Genomic DNA, 23,206 nt, shown 5'->3' on the forward strand with positions numbered 1-23,206 from the left:
CCGCGGGCGGCGCGCTCACGCGGACCGCGGTCCGTCCGCGGCCCCGGCGGACCGCCGCAGCCGTTCCTCGATGACCGGCGCGAGGGACCGCAGGACGTCGGGGCGTACGAGGGTGTGGTGCTTGGACCGGACGAGGTGGCGGGTGATGTGCCCGTCGACGTACCCGCGCCACATCTCGGCCGTGACGAGCGGCGGTTCCCGGTCGGTGGCCGCGAACAGGAGCATGTCGGTGGCGACCCGTTCGTGTTGGTGCTGTCCGGCCAGGCGCACGAAGTGCCGGGTCCGCCGCACCAGCGCCGCCACCTCCTCCTCGGACAGTGAGCCGAGTGCCGTGCCGGTGGTCCTCGCCGCCTCGGTGAACTGTTCGTAGGTGAGGCGGTCGGAGTCCGGCTCGGCGCCCATCAGTTCGAGCAGCGTCGCGTAGATGCGTCCGGTGTCGTCCATCCGCTCCAGCTCGTCGGCCGGGACCGGCCGCGCGGGTTCGCTGTCCAGGGAGACGATGACCTCGACGCGTTCGCCGGACCGCTCGAGGAGCGCGGCCATGGCGTGCGAGACGATGCCGCCGAAGGAGTGCCCGAGCAGGTGGTACGGGCCCGTGGGCTGGACGCGTCGCATCTGCTCGACGCAGTCCGCCGCGATCTCGTCGATGCTCGCGGGCACGTCGTCGGGGTGTCGGAGCAGTCGTGACTGCAGGCCGTAGACGGGGAAGTCGGCGCTGAGCAGCGGCAGCAGATTGGCGTAGCTCCAGCTGTCGCCGCCGCCCTGGTGCACGCAGAACAGCGGCGGCAGGTCCCCGCCGGTGCGCAGCGGCAGCAGGACGTCCAGGGAGTTGTCGCCGTCGGTGGCGTCGTCGAGGTGGGCGGCGAGCCGGGCGGGCGTCGCCTGCACGAAGACGACGCGCAGCGGCACCTCGGCGCCGAGGGTGGTGCGGATGCGGCTGATGAGGGTCGTGGCGAGCAGCGAGTGCCCGCCCAGGTCGAAGAAGCTGTCGTCGACGCCGACTTCGCCGATGCCGAGCACCTCGGCGAAGAGCGTGCACAGGATCTCCTCGCGGGGCGAGCGCGGCGCCCGCCCCCCGGTGGTCGCGGGGAGTCCGGGCGCGGGCAGGGCGCGTCGGTCGACCTTCCCGTTCGGTGTCAGCGGGATGGCGTCGAGGGCGACGATCGCGGACGGGACCAGGTGCGCCGGCAGCCGTTCCTGGAGTGCCGTGCGCAGTTCGGGAAGAGGGAGCTCGCCGGGCACGGCGGGTACGACGTACGCGATGAGCCGTAGGTCGTCCGCCTCGGTCTGACGAGTAGTCACCACGGCCTGAGCGACGGAGGGTTGGGCGGTGAGGGCGGCCTGGATCTCGCCGGGTTCGATGCGGAAGCCGCGGATCTTGACCTGGTCGTCGGTGCGGCCGAGGTATTCGAGTTGGCCGTCGGGGGCGCGGCGGACGAGGTCGCCCGTGCGGTAGAGACGTGAGCCCGGCGGGCCGTAGGGGTTGGCGGTGAAGCGGCTCGCGGTGAGGGCGGGTTGGCCGAGGTAACCCCGGGCCAGCCCGGCGCCCTCCACGTACAGCTCGCCGGGGGTGCCGGGCGGGGTGAGGGCGAGGTGTTCGTCGAGGACGTGCAGGCGGGTGCGCGGCAGCGACAGGCCGATGGGGACGCGGTCGCCCGTCATGGGTCGGCTGATGGTGGCGAGGGCGGTGATCTCGGTGGGTCCGTAGCCGTTGAGGAGACGGCGGCCCGGCGACCAGCGGGCCACCAGATCCGGCGGACAGGCCTCCGCGCCCACCATGAGCCCCCGCAGCCCGGTGAGGGCACGCGGGGCGTCGGCGGGCAGCGTCGCCAGGACCGAGGGCGGGACGAACGCGTGCGTGATCCGGTGCTCGGCCAGGGCGTCGGCCAACTCCTCGCCCGCGAGCCGGGGTTGGCCCGGAACGACGAGCGTGGCTCCGGCACGGAACGCCATCGTGTACTCCAGGACCGAGGCGTCGAAGCTCACGGACGACAGCTGGAGCACCCGGCTTTCGGCGGTGACCTCCGCCCGTACGGCCAGGGCCGTACCGAGACCCGCGAGGCCGGAGTGCGTGGCCGCGACGCCCTTCGGCCGTCCCGTCGAGCCCGATGTGTGGATGACGTACGCGAGGTGCGCGGGCGTGAGGGGAGCCGTGCGGTCGGCGTCCGTGGGGTCGGCGGTGGATGCCTGTGCCAGCGCGTCGCGTACGTCGGACGCGTCGAGCGGGACCAGGCGCGCGGGCAGCTCCGGGGGAAGGTCCCGGGCCGTGGGGTCGTCGGTGAGGACGAGCGCGGGCCGGGCGTCGGCGGTGAGGAAGGTGATGCGGTCGGCGGGGTAGGACGGGTCGATGGGGAGGTGGGCGGCGCCCGCCTTGGTGATGCCGAGGACGGCGGCGATCTGCTCCCCGGAGCGGGGCAGGGCCACGCCCACCCGCTGCTCGGGGCCGACGCCCTGCGCGATGAGCCAGTGCGCGATGCGGTTGGCCCGCTCGTTCAACTCCGCGTACGACCAGGTGCGCGGCCCGTCCACGACCGCCGACGCGGCCGGCGTCGCGTGTGCCGTGGCCTCGAAGAGCGCGGGCAGCGTCAGGGGCTCCACCGCCGCCTCGTCCGGCTGCTCCCCGGGGGCCAGGAGCAGGTCGCGCTCCGCCGTCGTGAGCAGGTCGGCGTCGCCGATGCGCAGCGCGGGGTCGGCGGCCACGGCCGTCAGGAGCCGTCGCCAGCGCTCCACGAACGCCTCGACGGTCGCCGCGTCGTACAGCTCCGTGGAGTACTCGACGCCGATCACCAGGCCCGCGGGCGTCGCCCGGCCCTCGAACTTCTCGGACAGCGTGAGCAGCAGGTCGTACCGGGACGTGCCGGTCGCCGCGCCCTCCGTGCGCACCCGGAGGCCGGGCAGGTCGAAGTGGGCCTGCTCGTTGTTCTGCAGGGCGAGCGCGACCTGGAACAGCGGGTGCCGGGACGGCGAGCGCCGCGGGTTCAGCTTCTCCACGAGGCTCTCGAACGGCACGTCCTGATGCGTGTACGCGGCGAGGCTCGCCTCCCGGACCTGCGCGAGGAGATCCGCGAACGCCGGGTTGCCGGAGGTGTCCGTGCGCAGCACCAGCGTGTTCACGAAGAACCCGACGAGGTCGTCGAGGCCCGCGTCGGTGCGCCCCGCGATCGGCGTGCCGATGGCGATGTCGTCGCCCGCGCCGAGCCGCGTCAGGAGCGCCGCCATCGATGCCTGGAACACCATCTGCACGGTGGCGCCCGCGGCCCTGGCCAGCTCCGTGACCCGCTGGTGCAGGCGCGCGTCCACGGTGAACCGGGTGAACTCGCCGGTGTGGTCCGGGCTGGCCGGGCGCGGCCGGTCGGCGGGCAGCGTGACCTGCTCGGGCAGCCCGGCGAGCTGCTCGGCCCAGTAGGCGTGCTGCCTGCCGTAGCGGCTGTCCGGGTCGTCGGCGTCGCCGAGGAGGTCGTGCTGCCACAGCGTGTAGTCGGCGTACTGCACCGGCAGGGGCGCCCAGTCCGGCGCGCCGCCCGCGCGCCGCGCGGTGTACGCGGCGGTGAGGTCCCGGGTGAGCGGGGTCAGTGACCAGCCGTCGGCGGCGATGTGGTGGAGCACGAGCACGAGCACCGACCGGTTCGGGCCGACGGTGAACAGCCGGGCGCGCAGGGGCGGTTCGTCGGTGAGGGAGAAGGCGTGCCGCGCGGCGGCCGCGACGGCCGCCGTCAGCTCGTCCTCGCGCACCGGCCGCACGGGCAGGTCGAGCGGCGCCTCGTGCGGTTCGAGGACGCGCTGGTGGGGCTTGCCGTCGACGACCGGGAAGACGGTGCGCAGGGTCTCGTGGCGCGCCACGACGTCGCCGAGCGCCGCCGTCAGCGCCGGGACGTCGAGGTCACCGGTCAGATGCAGGACGAACGGCATGTTGTACGTCGGCGACGGGCCCTCCAGCTTGTGCAGGAACCACAGGCGCTGCTGGGCGAACGACAGCGGAAGCCGCTCGGGCTGCCGCACCGCGGGCGCCAGCGGGGTCTGCGCCCGCGCGGCCGTGTCCAGGTGCGGGGCGAGCCCGGCGACCGTGGGGTGGGCGAAGAGCAGCCGCAGCGGCAGCTCGGCGCCGAGGGACGTGCGGATGCGGCTGATGAGCTTCGTGGCGAGCAGCGAGTGCCCGCCCAGGTCGAAGAAGTCGTCGTCGACGGTGACGGGCGCGGGCAGCGCGAGGGCCTCGGCGAACAGGGCGCAGAGGATCTCCTCGCGGGGCGTGCGCGGGGCCCGGCCGTCCCCGGCGGAACGGTGGCCGGGGCTCGGCAGCGCCCGGTGGTTGATCTTGCCGTTGGGGGTGAGGGGCACCTCCGTGATGGGGACGAGCGCCGACGGCACCATCGGCGCGGGCAGCCGCTCCTTCAGGTTCTGCCGCACGGCGGCGAGCAGGTCCGCGGTCGCCGCCGTGCCCGCGGGGGAGTTGGCGGGCGCCGCGGGCGGGGCGGGCGAGTCGTAGGTGCCGACGTGCGCTCCGTCGGCGCCCGGCGGCAGGATCAGCGCGTCGAAGGCGTCCAGGGCGTGCCCGCTCCACGTGGCGCGGACCGTGCGGCCCCGCTCCCGCGCCCAGCGGTGGACGTCCTCGGGGTCGACGGCCCGGGTGTCGGCGTGGGCGAGGAGGTGCCGGATGTGCTCCAGGGGCGTGCTGCCCGACGCGGCCCGCTGGGCGGCGACTTCGCGGGTGAGGCGCGCGTTGGGGATGCCGGTGACGCGCAGCGGTCCTTCGGCGGCGGCCGCGAGCCCGTCCAGGGTGGCGGCGACGTCGGCGGGAGAGCCGTCCTCGGGCCAGGGGCGGGCGGGGGCGGCGGCGAGGTCGGCCGGGTGGGGCGCGGTGTGCAGGACGGCGTCGTAGCGGTGGCGGCTCAGCTCGTTGTGCGCGGTGGCACGCTTGAGGCGGATGTCGACGCCCGTGGTGCCCGGGTTGCGGTGCGCGTAGGCGGTGAAGTAGCCGGGGTGGACGAGGAGTTCCTCCTCGGTGAGCACGGAGCGCTGCACCGCGTCGTACAGACCCGGAGTCGTCGTGACCCCGCCGCGCGGCGCGTGCGCGGCGGTCTGCAGGGCCGGGAGGAGCCCGTGGTGGCGGACGTCGCCGACGATGACGCGGCCGCCGGGCGCGAGGTGCGCGAGGGCCTGGTCCAGGACGCCCGTCAGATAGGGGTGGCCGGGGAAGTACTGGACCACCGAGTTCAGCACGATCGTGTCGAAGTGCCCGGCGGGCAGCCCCGTGAAGTCGTGCGCGGCCTGGTGGCGCACCCGCACGTGGTCCCAGTGCGCGGTGAGCGCGGCGAGCCGGTCCACGGACGCGGCGGACAGGTCCGTCGCCAGGTACGACTCCACGTCCGGCGCCAGCGGCCCCAGGAGCAGCCCCGAACCCGCGCCGATCTCCAGGACGTGCCGCGGCCGGTGCTCACGGATGAGGGCGACGGTGGCGTCGCGCCACTCCCGCATCTCGTCGAGAGGCAGCGGACGGCCGGTGTACGTGCTGTTCCAGCCGTGGAAGTCGGTGCCGAGCGGCACGTCGGGCGCCTCCGTGTACACGGCGTCGTAGACGCGTCCCCACTGGGCGACGTGCCGCTCGCCGGTGTCGTCGTCGGTGGCGGGCACCACGTACGCGACCAGCTGCCGGTCACCGTCGTCGGTGTCGTGGGTGGTGACGACCGCGCGGGCCACGCCGGGCTGGTCGGTGAGGGCCGCCTGGACCTCCCCGGGCTCGACGCGGAACCCGCGGATCTTGAGCTGCTCGTCGCCCCGGCCCAGATACTCCAACTGCCCGTCCGCGGCCCGCCGGACCAGGTCGCCCGTGCGGTACATGCGGGTGCCCGCGGGCCCGTACGGATCGGCGACGAACCGGTCCGCCGTCAGCGCGGCCCGCCCCAGATAGCCACGCGCCAGACCGGGGCCCGCCACGTACAGCTCGCCCGGGACGCCGGGCGGGGTGAGGCCGAGACGCTCGTCGAGGACGTACAGACGGGTGCCGACGGCGGCGGTGCCGATGGGCACCCGGGGGCCGGTGGTGAGCCGCGCCATGGTGGCGTCGCAGGTGATCTCCGTGGGCCCGTAGCCGTTCATGAGGCGGCGGCCGGGTGCCCACCGGGCCGCGAGCTCCGGCGGGCACGCCTCTCCGGCCACCGTCAGGACCCGCAGCTCCCCGAGCGTCTCGGGGGCGTCGGCGGGCAGGGTGGCGACGACGGACGGCGGCAGCGTGACGTGCGTGACGCGGCGGCCCGCCAGGGCGCGCGCCAACTCGTCCCCGACCAGGCGCGGTTGGGTCGGCAGGATCAGTGTCGCGCCGGTCGTCAGGCCCATGAGCAGGTCCCACACCGCCACGTCGAAGCCGGTGGACGCCGCCTGAAGCACCCGGGCGCCCGGGCCCGGCGCGAGGTCCCGCAGTTGGGTGGCGCGCAGCGGGGCCAGGCCCGCGTGGGTCAGGGTGACGCCCTTGGGGCGGCCGGTGGAGCCCGAGGTGTAGATGACGTACGCCGGGTGGGCGGGCGTGAGCGCGGTGGTGCGCTCCGCGTCGGTGGGGTCGGTCGCGGGGGACCGGTCCCAGGCCGCGCGCGTCTCGGGGGCGTCCACGACGGTCAGGCGCGCGGCCAGGCCGGCGGGCAGGCGGCGGGCGGTCTCGCGGGTGGTGAGGACGAGCGCGGGCCGCGCGTCCTCGACGAGGTGGGCGACGCGGTCGGCCGGGTACTCCGGGTCGACCGGGAGGTGGGCGGCGCCCGCCTTGGTGACGCCGAGGACGGCGGCGACCTGCTCGCACGAGCGGGGCAGGGCCACGGCCACCAGGTCCTCCGGGCCGATGCCCTGCCCGATGAGCCAGTGCGCGATCCGGTTGGCCCGCTCGTTCAACTCCGCGTAGGACCACAGGAGTTTGCCCGACTCCACGGCCGTGGCGTCCGGCGTGGCCCGCACCGCGGCCTCGAAGAGCTCCGGCCAGGTCGCCGCGGGCACCTCGGCCTCGGCCCGTTCCGGCGCCGCGAGCAGCTCCGCGCGCTCGGCGCCGGTGAGCAGGTCGGCGGCGCCGATCCGCAGCCCGGGGTCGGCCACCACGGCCCGAAGGAGCCGTTCCCAGCGGGCGACGAACACCTCGATGGTGGCGGGGTCGAACAGCTCCGTGGAGTACTCGACGTCGACGGTGACCCCGGCGGGCGTGGTCCGGTCCCGGAAGGTCTCGGACAGGCTGAGCAGCACGTCGTAGCGGGACGTGCCGGTGCCGGTGGTCACGGTGCGCACCCGCAGGCCCGGCAGGTCGAACCGCGCCTCCTCGTTGTTCTGCAGGACCAGGACGATCTGGAACAGCGGGTGGTGGGAGGGGGAGCGCTGTGGGTTGAGCCGCTCCACCAGGCCCTCGAAGGGGACGTCCTGGTGGGAGTAGGCCGCGAGGCTCGTCTCCCGTACCCGCGCGAGCAGGTCGGCGAACGCCGGGTCGCCGGAGGTGTCCGTGCGCAGCACCAGCGTGTTCACGAACAGGCCGATCAGGTCCTTCAGGCCCTCGTCGGTGCGGCCGGCGACCCCGCTGCCGATGGGGATGTCCGTGCCCGCGCCGAGCCGGGTGAGCAGCGCGGCCATCGCGGCCTGGAGCACCATGAACGGCGTGGCTCCGGCGCCGCGCGCCAGGTCGGTGACGCCCTGGTGGAGGTCGGCGTCCAGGGAGAGCCGGACCAGGTCGCCGCGGGTGGACAGGACGGCGGGGCGCGGCCGGTCGGCGGGGATGGTGACCTGCTCGGGCAGGCCGCCGAGCTGCCCGGCCCAGTACGCGTACTGCTCGCTGAACCGGCTGTCCGGGTCGTCGGCGTCGCCGAGCAGCTCGTGCTGCCACAGCGTGTAGTCGGCGTACTGCACCGGCAGGGGCGCCCAGTCCGGTGCGCCGCCCGCGCGCCGCGCGGTGTAGGCGGCGGCGAGGTCCCGCGCGAGCGGCGCGAGCGACCAGCCGTCGCCCGCGATGTGATGGACCACCACGGTCAGTACGCGCTCGTCGGGACCGACCTCGAACAGCCAGGCCCGCAGCGGCATTTCGGCGCCCAGGTCGAAGGCGTACCGCGCGGCCTCGTCGAGCGCGCCCGGCAGCTCCTCGTCGGTGACCCGCCGCACCCGCAGTGGCGGCCGCGCCTCCTGCGCGTCCAGGACGCGCTGGTACGGCTTGCCGTCGGCCATCGGGAACACCGTGCGCAGCGTCTCGTGCCGGGCGACGAGATCACACACCGCCGACTCCAGTGCCACGACGTCCAGTTCACCGCTGAGGCGCAGGACGAACGGCATGTTGTACGTCGCCGAGGGGCCTTCGAGCCGGTGCAGGAACCACAGGCGCTGCTGCGCGAACGACAGCGGGAGCCGCTCGGGCCGCCGCTCGACCCGCACCAGCGGCGCCTGTGTCGCGGACGGGCCGCCGTCGTCCAGCGCGGCGGCGAGCCCCGCGACCGTGGGGTGCGTGAACAGCGTCCGCAGCGCCACCTCGGCGCCGAGGGCCGTGCGGATGCGGCTGATGAGCTTCGTGGCGAGCAGCGAGTGCCCGCCCAGGTCGAAGAAGCTGTCGTCGACGGTCACCGCCGCCGCGTCCAGGACCTCCGCGAACAGCGCGCACAGGACCTCCTCGCGCGGCGAGCGCGGCGCCCGCCCCGCACCGCCCGACGCCCGCTCGGGCGCGGGCAGCGCACGCCGGTCCACCTTGCCGCCGACCGTCAGCGGGATCGCGTCGAGCGTGACGAAGGCCGACGGGACCATGGGCGCGGGCAGCAGCTCCGTCAGCGCGTCCCGCAGCGCGGGCACGGATAGCTCCGCCGACGCGGCGGGCACGACATACGCGACGAGGCGCCGGTCGCCCGATTCGTCCTGATGGGCCGTCACCACGGCCTGGGCAACGGCGGGTTGGGCGGTGAGGGCGGCCTGGATCTCACCGGGCTCGATGCGGAAGCCGCGGACCTTGACCTGGTCGTCGGTGCGGCCGAGGAATTCGAGCTGGCCGTCGGGGGCAAGCCGTACCAGGTCGCCGGTGCGGTAGAGGCGGGATCCGGGCGGGCCGTAGGGGTTGGCGGTGAAGCGGCTCGCGGTGAGGGCGGGTCGGCCGAGGTAGCCGCGGGCCAGTCCGGCGCCCTCGATGTACAGCTCGCCGGGCGCTCCCGGCGGGGTGAGGTTCAGCCGCGCGTCGAGCACGTACATCCGAGTGTGGGGCAGGGGTGTGCCGATGGGGGCGCGCTCCCCGGTCAGGGGTTCGCTGAGGGTCGACACCGACGTGGTCTCGGTGGGGCCGTAGACGTTGAGGAGGCGGCGCCCCGGCGCCCAGCGGGCGGCGAGGTCCGGCGGGCAGGCCTCGGCGCCGACCATGAGTCCCCGCAGGGCGGTGAGGGTGTCCGGGGCGTCGGCGGGCAGGGTGGCGAGCACGGACGGCGGGATGAAGGCGTGCGTGATCCGGTGCCCGGCCAGGGTGTCCGCCAACTCCTGGCCCGCGAGCCGGGGTTGCTCGGGCACGACCAGGGCGGCGCCCCCGCACAGCGCCATCGTGTGCTCCAGGACGGAGGCGTCGAAGGCGGCGGACGCCAGCTGCAGGACCCTGCTGCCCCGGGCGACCCGCGCCCGCGCGGCCAGGGCCGTACCGAGCCCCGCGAGCCCGGCGTGGGTGACGGTGACGCCCTTCGGCCGCCCAGTCGAGCCCGAGGTGTAGATGACGTACGCGGTGTGGGCGGTGGTGAGGGGCGCGCTGCGGTCGGCGTCACCGGGCCTTGTCGCGGCCGCGCCCTCCCAGGCCGCCCGCACGTCCGGCGCGTCCACGGCGACGGCCCGCGTGGGCAGGTCGTCGGGCAGGCGGGGCGCGGTGTCGAGGGTGGTGAGGGTGAGGGCCGGGCGGGCGTCGCGGATCAGGTGGGCGATGCGGTCGGCCGGGTACTCGGGGTCGATGGGCAGATGGGCGGCGCCCGCCTTGGCGATGCCGAGGAGGACCGCGATCAGCTCGGCCGAGCGGGGCAGGGCGGTCCCGACGAGCTGGTCCGTGCCGACGCCTTGGGCGAGCAGCCAGTGCGCGACGCGGTTCGCGCGCTCGTCGAGCGTCCGGTACGTCCACGACGTGCCGCCGTGCGTGACGGCGACCGCGTCCGGCATGGCCGCCGCGTGCCGCTCGAACAACTGCGGGAGCGTCAACTGCGGCACCGAGAGGCCGGTGTCGTTGAACCCGTGCAGGACCTGCTCCCGCTCGGCGGACGACAGCGTGTCCACGCGGTCCACCGGCAACTGCGGATCATCGGCGATCTGCCGCAGGACCCGGGCGAACCGCTCGGCGACCAAGACCACGGCGGCACGGTCGAAGACATGGTGCTGGTACTGGAGGAGCAGGCGCAGCTGGGGCTCGGCGTCGGCCACCACCGTCAGCGGGTAGTGCGTGCCGCTCACCGCGCTGAGGCCCGCCACCGCGACACCCGCCGCCGAGTACGCGTCGGCGAGGGAGACGGTGTCGATCGGATAGGAGTCGAACCCGATCATGGTGTCGAACAGGGAGTCCAGCCCGATGGCCCGCTGGATGTCCGACAGGCTGTGGTGCTGGTGGTCGAGGAGTGCGGCCTGGCGTTCCTGGAGGCCGGTGAGGAGCTGGGCCAGGGTCTGGCCGGGCTCGGCTGCCACGCGGACGGGCAGGGTGTTGATGAACAGGCCGACCATGGTGTCGACGCCGGTGACGGACGGGGGTCGTCCGGAGACGGTGGCGCCGAACGTGACGTCCTGACGTCCCGTCAGCTGACCGAGGGCGAGGGCCCAGGCGCCCTGGACGAGGGTGTTGAGGGTGATGCCGAGTTCCGAGGCGCGCCGTGACAGTGTGCGGGCGTCCTCCGTGGGCAGCGGCACCTCGACCATGCCGGGCTCGGCCCGGCCGGGGGAGTCGGGGGCGCCCGGGGCGAGCAGAGTCGGCTCCTCGACCCCGTCCAGCTCGCGCGCCCAGGCACGAGCGGCCTCGCCCCGGTCCTGCCGGTCGAGCCAGGCCAGGAACTCCCGGTAGCTGCGTACGCGGGGCAGGTCGGCGGGGTCGCCGTGGGAGCCGTAGAGGCGCAGGAGGTCCTGGATGAGCATGGGGAAGGACCAGCCGTCGTACAGCACGTGGTGGGCGCTGAAGACCAGCTCGGAGAGGTTGTCGTCCATCTTGACCAGGCACATCCGCAGCAGCGGCGCGGTGGCCGGGTCGAAGTGGGTGACCTGGTCCTCGGCGAGCAGCCTTGCGAGGGCCACCTCCCGATCGTCCGGGGCGAGCGCGCTCAGATCCGCCTCGGCCCACGGGAGTTCGACGTCGTCCGCGATGAGCTGGACCAGCTCGCCGCGCGCGTCGGTGACGAACGCGGCCCGCAGGTTCGCGTACCGGTCGAGCAGCGCCTGCCCGGCCGCCCGCATGCGGTGCGGGTCCACCTGTCCGGACAGGTGGAGCACCAGGCGGACCTGGTAGGCGTCGTGCTCGTCGGCGCCGAGCATGCTGTGGTAGAGCAGGCCCGACTGCATCGGGGTCAGCGGCCATACGTCCGTGAGGCCGGGGTGTGCCGCCTCCCAGGCCTCGATGTTGGACTGCCGGGCGGTGACCAGGGGCACGTCGGACGGCGTGAGGCCGCCCGCGTCCGGGGTGGCGGCATGGCGGGTGAGGCCGTCCAGGGCCTCGCGCCACAGGTCCGCCAGACGGCGCACCTCGTCCTCCGCGAGCAGGCCGGTGGGGAAGCCGAACCGGGCACTCAGGCGTGGGCCGCCCGCGCCGTCGGTGACGTACGCGTTCAGCTCGACCGTGGCGAGGGCGGGCATGTCCGCGTTGAGGTCGGCGATGAGCGCGTCGGTGTCGGGGGCGATGCTCCAGCCCAGGCCGCGCAGCTCCTCGGGCATGTCGTCGGCGGAGAACCGGCCCAGGTAGTTGAACGCGATCTGGCCCGTCGACCGCCCCTCAAGGGCACGGGAGGTGTCCGCGTTGAGGTAGCGCAGCAGACCGAAGCCGATGCCCTTGTCCGGCACCGCGAGGAGCTGCTCCTTGACCGCCTTGACCACCGACCCGGCGGCCCGGCCGCCCGCGAACGCCTCGGCCACGTCGTGCCCCGCCACGTCCAGACGTACCGGGAACATGCTCGTGAACCAGCCCAGCGTGCGCGACACGTCCGCACCCGGAGCCACGTACTCCTCACGGCCGTGACCCTCCAGACGGATCAGCGTGGAGGACTCCGCCACGCCCCGCTCCTCGCGCCAGCGCGAGACGGCCAGGGCGAGCGCGGCGAGCAGGCCGTCGTTGACACCGCCGTGGAACGCGGCCGGGACGGTCGTCAGGAGCGACTCCGTCACCGCCACCGGCAGCTCCACCCAGAGGTGGTCCACGGTGGCTGAGGTGTCAACGGAGCTGTCGAAGAGCCGGGCGCCGAGGTCGGGGTCCGGACCGTCCAAGATGCCCTGCCACAGGGGGAGTTCGGCGGTGCGGGTGTCGCTGTTCGCCTCGTCCTTCAGGGCGTGGGACCAGCGGCGCAGCGAGGTCGCCACCGGCGCGAGCTCCGGCGTCCGGCCCGCCTTGACGTGCTCCCAGGCCGCGGCCAGGTCCGGCACCAGGATCCGCCAGGACACCCCGTCCACCACCAGGTGATGCAGCACCACGATGAGCCGCCCGGCCGCGCCGGAACCCGCGGTGTCGAACCACACGAACTGCGCCATCACCCCCGCCGCCGGATCCAATCGCCCTGTGGCGGCGTCGAGTTCAGCCTCTGCCGCCTGCCGCCAGGCGTCCGAGCTCCACTCGCCCGCGTACTCCACCCGGTGCACCAGCGACGCCACGTCGACGGTGCCGGGCGCGCCGACCTCCAGGCCGCCCTCACCCTCGGTGAGGAAGCGCGAGCGCAGCACGTCATGGTGGTCGACGACGGCCGTGAGGGTCGCGACGAGGCCCGCCTCCTCGATGTCCTCGGGCAGGTCCAGGACGCTGGACTGCGAGAACCGGCTGATGGCGGAACCGAGTTCGGCGGTCATGTAGCGGGCCAAGGGCAGGAGCGGCATCCAGCCGACGCCGCCGCCCTCCAGCTCCGCCAGCTCCTTCGGGCCTGCCGGGGCGGCACTGGCTCCCGGGCCCCCGGGCGCCGCCGCGACCGCGAGTTCGGCCACCGTGCGGCACTCGAAGATCTGCCTCGGCGTGATCTCGACGCCCTGGGCGCGGGCCCGCGAGACGACCTGGATGGAGCGGATGGAGTCGCCGCCGACGGCGAAGAAGTCGTCGTCGACACCGACCCGGCCGAGGCCGAGCACCTCCGCGAAGACCCCGGCGAGGACCTTCTCCTCCGCCGAGCCCGGCGCGCGGTAGTCGCCGCCGGTGAACTCCGGCTCGGGCAGGGCCCGATGGTCCACCTTGCCGTTCGACGTGAGCGGCAGCCGGTCGAGGACCACGAACACTCCGGGCACCATGAACTCCGGCAGCCGCGCGGCGAGGAAGCGGCGCAGCTCACGCGCCGAGAGCACGGTGGCCAGATCGACGTCCAGGTCACTGAGCGCGTGGGACTCCGCCGAAGCTGACGAAGCCGTGGGTGCCGACGAGCCCACCGGCGCGGACGATATCTCCGGCGCAGGCGACCCCACCGGCACTACATAGCCCACCAGTTGCCGACTCCCGTTGCCCTCCCGGACGGTCACGACCGCCTGGGCGACGCCCGGGTGCTCAGTCAACGCGGCCTGGATCTCGCCGGGTTCGATGCGGATACCGCGGATCTTGACTTGGTCGTCGGTGCGGCCGAGGTATTCGAGTTGGCCGTCGGGGGCGCGGCGGACGAGGTCGCCGGTGCGGTAGAGGCGGGAGCCGGGTGGGCCGTAGGGGTTGGCGGTGAAGCGGCTGGCGGTGAGGGCGGGTTGGCCGAGGTAGCCGCGGGCGAGTCCTGCGCCTTCGACGTACAGCTCGCCGGGGGTGCCGGGTGGGGTGAGGGCGAGGTGTTCGTCGAGGACGTGCAGTCGGGTGCGGGGGAGTGGGAGGCCGATGGGGACGCGGTCGTCCGTCATGGGGCGGCTGATGGTGGCGAGGGCGGTGATCTCGGTGGGTCCGTAGCCGTTGAGGAGGCGGCGGCCGGGCGACCAGCGGGCAACCAGGTCCGGCGGGCAGGCCTCCGCGCCCACGATGAGGTCGCGCAGCTCGGTGAGGGCGGCCGGGGCCCCGGGCGGGAGGGTGGCGAGGACGGAGGGCGGTATGAAGGCGTGGGTGATCCTCTGGTCGGCGAGGAAGCGGGCCAACTCCTCTCCGACCAGGCGTGGTTCACCGGGAATGACCAGGGCGGCGCCGGAGCGGAACGCCATCGCGTATTCGAGGACGGACGCGTCGAAGCTGACCGACGACAGCTGGAGGACACGGCTGCCCGGGGTCGCGCGGGCACGCTCGGCCAGCGCGGCGCCGAGCCCGGCGAGGCCGGTGTGGGTGGCGGTGACGCCCTTCGGGTGGCCCGTGGAGCCCGACGTATAGATGAGGTACGCGGCGTGCGCGGGGGTGAGGGGCGTGGTGCGGGCGGCGTCCGTGGGGTCGGTGGCGGGCGCCTGCCGCCAGGCCGCCCGGACGTCGGGCGCGTCGACCGCGACCAGGCCGCCGCCGAGGGCGCTCAGGGCGCGGTGCGGCTCGGGCGGGAGGCCGTCGGCCGTGGCCCGGTCCGTGAGGGTCAGGGCGGGCCGCGCGTCCCCGGCGAGGAAGGCGATGCGATCGGCCGGGTACGTCGGGTCGATCGGCAGATGCGTGGCGCCCGCCTTGGCGATGCCCAGGACGGCGGCCAACTGCTCGCAGGAGCGGGGCAGGACGACAGCGACCACTCGCTCGGGGCCGATGCCCTGCCCGATGAGCCAGTGCGCGATCCGGTTGGCACGCTCGTTCAACTCCCGGTACGACCAGGAGAGTTGGCCGTCGACGACCGCCGTGCCATCCGGGTGGGCCAGGGCCCGGTCCTCGAACAGCTCCGCCAGCGTCGTCGCACCCGAAGCCGCCGCCTCGGGAGACACCGCGTCGGAGTGCGGCACCTCCTCCGCGGGCGACAGGAGCAGGCGCCGCTCCGCCTCGGTGAGCAGGTCGACCGCGCCGACGCGCAGCCCGGGGTCGGCGGCCACGGCCGTCAGGAGCCGCCGCCAGCGCTCCACGAACGCCTCGACGGTCGCCGCGTCGTACAGCTCCGTGGAGTACTCGACGTCCACGGTGACCCCGGCGGGCGTACCGCCGCCCTCGGTGGCCCCCGCCCGCGCGAACGTCTCGGACACGCTGAGCAGCAGGTCGTAGCGGGACGTCCCGGTGCCGACGGTCTCGGCGCGGACCCGCAGCCCCGGCAGCTCGAACCGGGCCTCCTCGTTGTTCTGCAGGGTGAGCGCGACCTGGAACAGCGGGTGCCGGGACGCCGAGCGCCGCGGATTCAGCCGCTCGACCAGGGTCTCGAAGGGTACGTCGTGGGCGTACGCGGCCAGGCTGGTCTCGCGTACCCGGGCGAGGAGGTCCGCGAACGCCGGGTTGCCCGAGGTGTCCGTACGCAGCACGAGCATGTTGACGAACATGCCGACCACGTCGGTGAGTTGGTCGTCCTCGCGGCCCGCGGTGCCGCTGCCGACGGCGATGTCCGTACCGGCGCCGAGCCGGGTGAGCAGCGCGGCCGTGGCGGCCTGGAGCACCATGTGGACCGTGGTGCCCGACGACCGGGCCAGGTCGACGAGCCCGCGGTGCAGCGCGGCGTCGAGGGCGAACGTCGCCGTGTCGCCGGTGTGGGCGAGGGCGGGCGGGCGCGGGCGGTCGCCGGGCAGGGTGACCTGCTCGGGCAGGCCCGCGAGCTGCTCCGCCCAGTAGGCGTGCTGCCGGCTGAGGAGGCTGTCGGGGTCGTCCGCGGCACCGAGGAGGTCGTGCTGCCACAGCGTGTGGTCGGCGTACCGCACCGGCAGCGGCGGCCAGTCGGGCGCGGTGCCCGCGAGCCGGGCGGTGTAGGCGGTGGCGAGGTCCCGGGCGAGCGGCGCGAGGGACCAGCCGTCGACCGCGATGTGATGGAACACGAGCACCAGCGCCGACCGCTCGGGCGCGAGCCTGAACAGGTGTGCCCGCAGCGGCACTTCGCCGGACAGGTCGAAGGCGTGCCGCGCGGCCCCGGCGACCGCCGCGGCGAGATCGTCCTCGGCGACGTCCCGCACCGGCAGGCCGACCGCGGCCTCCCGCGGGTCGAGGACGTGCTGGTGAGGCTTGCCGCCGGTCGTCGGGTAGACGGTGCGCAGCGGCTCGTGGCGGGCGACGAGGTCGCCGAGCGCCGACTCCAGGGCGTGCAGGTCGAGCGTGCCGGTGAGGTGCAGGACGTACGGCATGTTGTACGTCGCCGACGGGCCCTGGAGCTCGTGCAGGAACCACAGGCCCTGCTGGGCGAACGACAGCGGCAGCCGCTCCGGCCGCCGCACGGCGGGCGCCAGGGGCGTCCGCGCGCCCGGCCCCTCCGCGAGCGCCGGGGCGAGCCGGGCCACCGACGGGTGCGCGAAGAGGGTGCGCAGCGGCACCTCGGCGCCGAGGACCGTGCGGATGCGGCTGATGAGCTTGGTGGCGAGCAGCGAGTGCCCGCCCAGGTCGAAGAAGTCGTCGTCGATCCCGGCCCGGCGCACACCGAGGACCTCCGCGAACAGGGCGCACAGCGCCTCCTCGCGCGGGGTGCGGGGCGCCCGGTACCCGGCGCCGGTGAACTCGGGCTCCGGCAGCGCGCCCCGGTCCACCTTCCCGTTCGGGGTCAGCGGCAGCCTCTCCAGGGTCAGGAACGCCGACGGCACGAGGTAGTCGGGCAGCCTGCCCGACAGGAAGTCCCGCAGCCCTGCCGTGCCCTCGCCCGCCCCGCCGTCGCCGTCGCGGACCACGTACGCCACCAGGCGCCGCCCCGCCGGACCGCCGTCGTCGCGGGCGACCACGACCGCCTGCGCCACGTCCGGGTGGGCGGTGAGGGCCGCCTCGACCTCGGCGGGCTCGACCCGGAAGCCGCGCACCTTGACCTGCGCGTCGCTCCGCCCCCGGTACTCCAGTTGCCCGTCGGCGTTCCAGCGGGCCAGATCGCCCGTGCGGTACATGCGGCCACCGGCCGGTCCGAACGGGTCGGCGACGAAGCGGTCCGCGGTGAGCGCGGCCCGGCCGTGGTAGCCGCGGCCGATGTTCCCCGCCACGTACAACTCGCCCACCACACCCGGGGGGACGGGCGTCAGGGCGGGACCGAGGACGTAGGTGCGCATGTTCCCGAGCGGTGTGCCGATCGGGGTGCTGCCCACGCCCTGCCAGTCCGCGTCGGCGGCGAGCGCGAACGTGGTGGCGTAGAAGGTCTCACTCTGGCCATAGGCGTTCACGACCGTCACGCCGGGCATGGCCTCGCGGACCCGGCGCACGAGGGACGCGGGCAGCGCCTCACCGGCGAACACCAGCGTGCCGGGTCCTGAGCCGGGTGCGCGGCCGCCCGGGCCGGGCTCGTCGATGGTGTCTCCGCCCGTCGTCGTCCCGGCGATCCGGTCGGCCATCTCGGCGAAGACCGACGGCACGGTACTGACCACGCCCACCGTCGGCGCGCCGGGCTCGACCAGCGCCAGCGCGTCCCGGACGACCTCGACGGTGCCGCCGGTGGCCAGCGTCGTGAACGTCTCGAACACCGACACGTCGAAGTTGACGGACGTACCCGCGAGCATCCGCGTGCCCGCGCCGCCGCCCACCCGCGCCGCCAACTGCGTCACGCCGTTGACGACGTTGGCGTGCGTGATGACGACACCCTTGGGGGTGCCCGTGGAACCGGACGTGTACATCACGTACGCCATGTGGTCGGGGCCGAGCGGCGCGCGCCGCTCGGCGTCGGTGACCGGCGCCGACGGCGAACCGTCGAGGGTCAGCTCGTCGAGGCGCAGCTGCGGCACGTCGGAGGCGGGCAGCACCCCGGCGGTCCCGGTGTCCGTCAGGATCAGCGTCGGCCGCGCCTCCGCCAGCACGAAGTCGAGGCGGTGGCTCGGGTACTTGGGGTCGATCGGCAGGTATCCGGCGCCGGACCTGAGGACGGCGAGCATGCCGACGACGAGGTCCGCGGAGCGCGGCAGGGCGAGGCCGACGACGGTCTCCGGGCCCGCTCCGCGAGCGATCAGCTCCCGCGCGAGCCGGTTCGCGCGCGCGTCCAGTTCCCGGTACGTGTACGTCACGTCGCCGCAGGCCACCGCCACCGCTTCCGGCGTACGGGCGGTCTGCCGCGCCACGAGCCCCGGCACCGTGGTGTCGGGCACCGGCTCGGCGGCGGCGTGGGCGCGCTCCAGCAACCGGCGGTGCTCGGCGGGCTCCAGGATGTCCACGGCGGCGACCGGCAGGGCGGGGTCCGCCGCGAACTGCCGCAGGACGCGGGCGAACCGGGCGGCGAGGTCGTCGGCCGTCTCCCGGTCGAAGACGTTCCGCTGGTACTGCAGGTCGAGCCGCGGCTGCGGGCCGTCCGGGTAGACGAACACGGTCACCGGGTAGTGGCTCGCGGTGAACGCGCGGATCCCGGAGACGGTGATCCCCGCCGCCGCGCTCGCCTCGGCGATGCCCGACCGGTCCATCGGGAAGGACTCGAACCCGATGATGGTGTCGAACAGCGCCTTCAGGCCGGTCGCCTCATGGATCTCGGTGAGGCCGTAGTGGTGGTGGTCCAGGAGGGCGGCCTGCCGCTCCTGGAGGCCGGTCAGGAGGTCGGCGAGGGTGCCGCTGGGTGCGCAACGGAAGCGTACGGGCAGGGTGTTGAGGAACATCCCGACGATCGAGTCCACCCCCGGCATGGTGGGCGGCCGCCCCGCCACCGTGGCGGAGAGCACCACGTCCTGACGGTTCGTCAACTGGCTGAGCAGAAGGCCCCACGCGCCCTGCACCACGGTGTTGAGGGTGACGCCCGCCTCGGCCGCGCGGCGCCCCAACTCGCGGGCCCGCGGCGCGGACAGCGGCACGGAGACCTGGTCGATCCCGGCGCTGTCGGCTCCGGCCCGGACGCCCGGCGCGAGGAGGGTCGGCTCGTCGACGCCGTCCAGCTCGTGCCGCCAGGCCTCGGCGGAGACCTCGGGGTCCTGCTGGGCCAGCCAGGCGAGGTAGTCGCGGTACGTCCGCGCGGGCGGCCGCGCCTGGGCGCCGCCGTCGGCGTAACACCGCAGGAGGTCCTGGACGAGCAGGGGCAGAGACCAGCCGTCGAACAGCGCGTGGTGGGCCGTGAAGACCAGGTCGTGCCGTTCCTCGTCCCGCTCCCCGTCCCGCTTCTCGTCCCGCTTGATGAGGGAGAGCCGCAGCATCGGCGGTCGGAGCGGGTCGAAGTGGTGCTTCAGGTCCTCGGCGAGGAAGTCCTCGAAGGCCTGCTCGGTGCCGCCGAGGTCGACCTCCTGCCAGGGCAGCTCGACGCCGTCCACGACGAGCTGGACGAGGTCGCCCCCGTCCGTGCCGTTGACGAAGGCGGTGCGCAGGGCGGGGTGGCGGTCGAGCATGGCCTGTCCGGCGGCGCGCATCCGGGCCGGTTCGATCCGCCCGGAGAGGTGCAGCACGTACTGGACTTGGTACGCGTCGAACGACGTGCCCGACTCGGCCGCCATCGCTGTGTGGAACAGCAGGCCGGACTGGAGGGGGGAGGTCGGCCAGACGTCGGACAGGCCGGGGAACTGTTCCTCCCAGGCTTCGATGTCGCTCTGGGTGGCGGTGACGAGGGGGATGTCGGAGGGGGTCAGGCCTCCGGCGCCGGTCTGGGCGGCGTGCCGGGCCAGGCCCTCCAGGGCGGTGCACCACAGGTCGGCGAGTTCTTGTACTTCGGCGCGGGTGAGGACGCCGGTGGGGGCGGTGAACAGGGCGCCGAGCTGGGGGCCTTGGGGGGTGTCGGTGACGGAGGCGTTGATGTCGACTTCGGCGGGGGCGGGCATGGCCTGGTCCTGCGCGGCGTCGAGCTCCGCGAGCTCCTCCACGTCGGTGGCCTGGGTGAAGCCGAGACCTTGGGCGTGGGCGGGCATGTCGGTGTGGGTGGAGAAGCGGCCGAGGTAGTTGAAGCCGACCTGGCCGTGTCCGTGGGCGGCCAGGACGTGGGCGGTGTGGGGGTTGAGGTGGCGCAGCAGGCCGTAGCCGATGCCCTTGTCCGGGATGGCGCGCAGCTGTTCCTTGACGGCTTTGAGTACGCGCGCGGCGGCCGGGCCGCCGTTGAGGGCGTCGTCGAGGTCGGCGTCGGTGAGGTCGAGGCGGACGGGGAAGACGCTGGTGAACCAGCCCACCGTCTCGGAGAGGTCCGCGCCCGGGGCGGCCGCCTCCTCCCGGCCGTGGCCCTCCAGACGGATCAGCGAGGACGACTCGTCGGTGCCGCGCGTCTGGCGCCACTTGGCCAGCGCCAGGGCGAGACCGGCCAGGAGGCCGTCGTTGACCTCGCCGTGGAACGCGGCCGGGACCGTGGTCAGGAGGGCTTCGGTGACCTGTGCCGGGAGCTGGACGCGGGTTTCGGTGAGGGTGGCGATGACGTCGAGGGCCGGGTCGAGACGGCGCGCGCCCAGGACCGGGTCCGGGCCCTCCACGATGGACTGCCACAGCTCCAGTTCGGCGGTCCGCTTGGTGCTGGTGGCCTCCTCGGCCAGGGCGTGGGCCCAGCGCCGCATCGAGGTCGCCACCGGCGCGAGCTCCGGGGTGCGGCCGTCGCGGACCTGCTCCCAGGCCACGGCGAGGTCGGGCATCAGGATGCGCCAGGACACCCCGTCCACCACCAGGTGATGCAACGCGACCAGCAACCGCCCGGGGGCGGCGCCGTCACCGGCGTCGGTGGGGTCGAACCACACGAACCTCGCGATCACCCCGCTCGCCGGGTCCAGCGAAGCCGCAGCCGTCTCCAGCTCGGCCATCAGCGAGGCGTGCCAGGCCGCGCTCGCCCAGTCCCCGTCGCACTCCACCCGGGTGATGAGCGCGTTGACGTCGACGGATCCAGCCGGAGCGACCTCCAGCCCGCCCCCGCCGTCCGACTCCACGAGCCGTGCGCGCAGCAGGTCATGCCGGTCGATCACCGCACTCAGCGTGGCTGCCAACTGCCCGGCCTCGATCCCTTCCGGGAGGTCGAGGACCATCGCCTGCAGGAACCGGTCAAACCCGGGCCCCCACCCCCGCAGCAACTGCGCGACCGGAAGCAGCGGCATCCACCCGACGCCCCCGCCCTCCAACTCCTCCAACACGGTGACAGCGCCGGACAGCCGGTTGGCGACCGCCACCTCCGCAAGCCGGGCCACCGTCCGGGACTCGAACACCTCCCGCGCGCTGACCTCAAGCCCCTCCGCCCGCGCGCGGGAGACGACCTGGATGGACTGGATGCTGTCCCCGCCCACGGCGAAGAAGTCGTCATCGATGCCGACCCGCTCCAGGCCGAGCACGGCGGCGAACGCGCCCGCCAGGACCTCCTCCTCCGCCGTGCGCGGCGCCCGATAGGCCCCGCCCTTGAACTCCGGCTCCGGCAACGCCTTCTTGTCGACCTTGCCGTTCGTCGTCAACGGCAACCGGTCAAGGACCATCACCGTCGCCGGCACCATGAAGTCCGGCAACCGCCGGGCCAGGAACGTCCGCAGCTCGCCCGTCGCGAACCCCGAGCTGAGGTCCAGATAGCCCGTGCCGCCGCCCGCGCGGGAGCCACCGGCCGACGCGCTGTCGGCGTCGGCCGGGACGGCGTACCCGACCAACTGCTTGCCGCTGCCCCGCCCTTCGTGGGCGATCACGACGGCCTGGGTGACCCGGGGGTGCGAGGCCAGCGTCGCCTCGATCTCGCCGACCTCGATCCTCAGGCCACGGATCTTGACCTGGTCGTCGGTGCGGCCGAGGTATTCGAGCTGGCCGTCGTCGGCCTCGCGGACCAGGTCGCCGGTGCGGTACATGCGGTGGCCGGGCGCGCCGAAGGGGTCGGCGACGAACCGGTCGGCGGTGGTGCCCGGGCGGCCCAGGTAGCCGCGGGCCACGCCGGGACCCGCCACGTACAGCTCGCCCGGGGAACCCTGGGGGACGGGGGCGAGACGGTCGTCCAGGACGTGCAGTCGGGTGCCGGGGACGGCGGTGCCGATGGGGACGCGGGGGGCGGGGAGGAGGCGGGCCACGGTGGCCGCGCAGGTGGTCTCCGTGGGGCCGTAGGCGTTCATGACGAGGCGGCCGGGGGCCCAGCGGGCGATCAGGTCGGGCGGGCAGGCCTCACCGGCCAGGGACAGGACGCGCAGCTCCGTGAGGGCCCGGGGCGCGTCGGCGGGGAGCGTGTTGACGACGGACGGCGGCAGCGAGACGTGGGTGATCCGCCGGTGGGCCAGGGTGGCGGCCAGCTCGTCGCCGACCAGCCGCAGCTGGGGCGGCAGGACCAGTGTGACGCCCGTGGTGAGGCTCATGATCAGGTCCCAGACCGACACGTCGAAACTGGGCGACGCGCACTGCAGCACGCGGGATCCCGGCGTGAGGCCGAACCGGGCGGCGTGGACGGCGCGCAGGGCGGCCAGGCCGGTGTGGGTGACGGTGACGCCCTTGGGGCGGCCCGTGGAGCCCGAGGTGTAGATGACGTACGCGGGGTGGGCCGGGTCGAGCGGAGCGATGCGATCCGCTTCGGTCGGGTCGGTGTCCGGGTGCCGCGCCCACGCGCGTACGAGGGCGGGCTCGTCCACCGCCACGACCTCCGGGCCCGCCTGAGCACTCTCCTGACCCGTCTGACTCGTATGCCCCGTTCGACCCGGCTGGTGCGTCTGACCCGGTTGCTCCGCCTGGCCCGCCGACAGGTCCGCGGACAGCCCTGTGGCCGCGGCCCGAGTGGTGAGGACCAGCGCCGGAGCCGCGTCCGCCGCCATGTAGCGCACGCGCTCGCCCGGGTAGTCCGAGTCGATCGGCAGATAGGCACCACCGGCCTTCATGATCCCCAGGAGCACGGCCACCTGCTCGGCGGAGCGTGGCAGGGACACCCCGACCAGACGCTCAGGTCCGACGCCCCGCCCGATGAGCCAGTGCGCGATCCGGTTCGCCCGGGCGTTCAACTCCCCGTACGTCCACGAGAGGTCGCCCGACTCCACGGCAGGCGCGTCCGGCGTCGCGGCCACCCGCTCCTGGAACAGGGCGGGGAACGTCGCGAACGAGCGGGGGTCGCCCGCTCGGAGCTCGGCGGTGTCGGCGGCGGAGGATTCCTGATGGTGGGTCACGAAAGCTCCAGAGGTCGAACTGTGCGTGTTGGGGGGGTGGGGCGACGGGTCCGGAACGTCCCGCGCCGCCCGTGACCCC

1 protein-coding gene is annotated in these 23,206 nt (G+C 74.5%); it reads right to left on the minus strand.

The window, feature by feature from the left end; genetic code table 11:
* Positions 1 to 15: 15 nt before the first annotated feature.
* Positions 16 to 23,127, minus strand: coding sequence for a non-ribosomal peptide synthase/polyketide synthase (locus tag ACFVHO_RS14055; RefSeq protein WP_385713313.1), 23,112 nt, complete (start codon positions 23,125 to 23,127; stop codon positions 16 to 18).
* Between the last annotated feature and the right edge of the window lie 79 nt (positions 23,128 to 23,206).

The sequence above is a fragment of the Streptomyces sp. NPDC127108 genome (genome assembly GCF_042677545.1).
Taxonomy (GTDB): Bacteria; Actinomycetota; Actinomycetes; order Streptomycetales; family Streptomycetaceae; genus Streptomyces.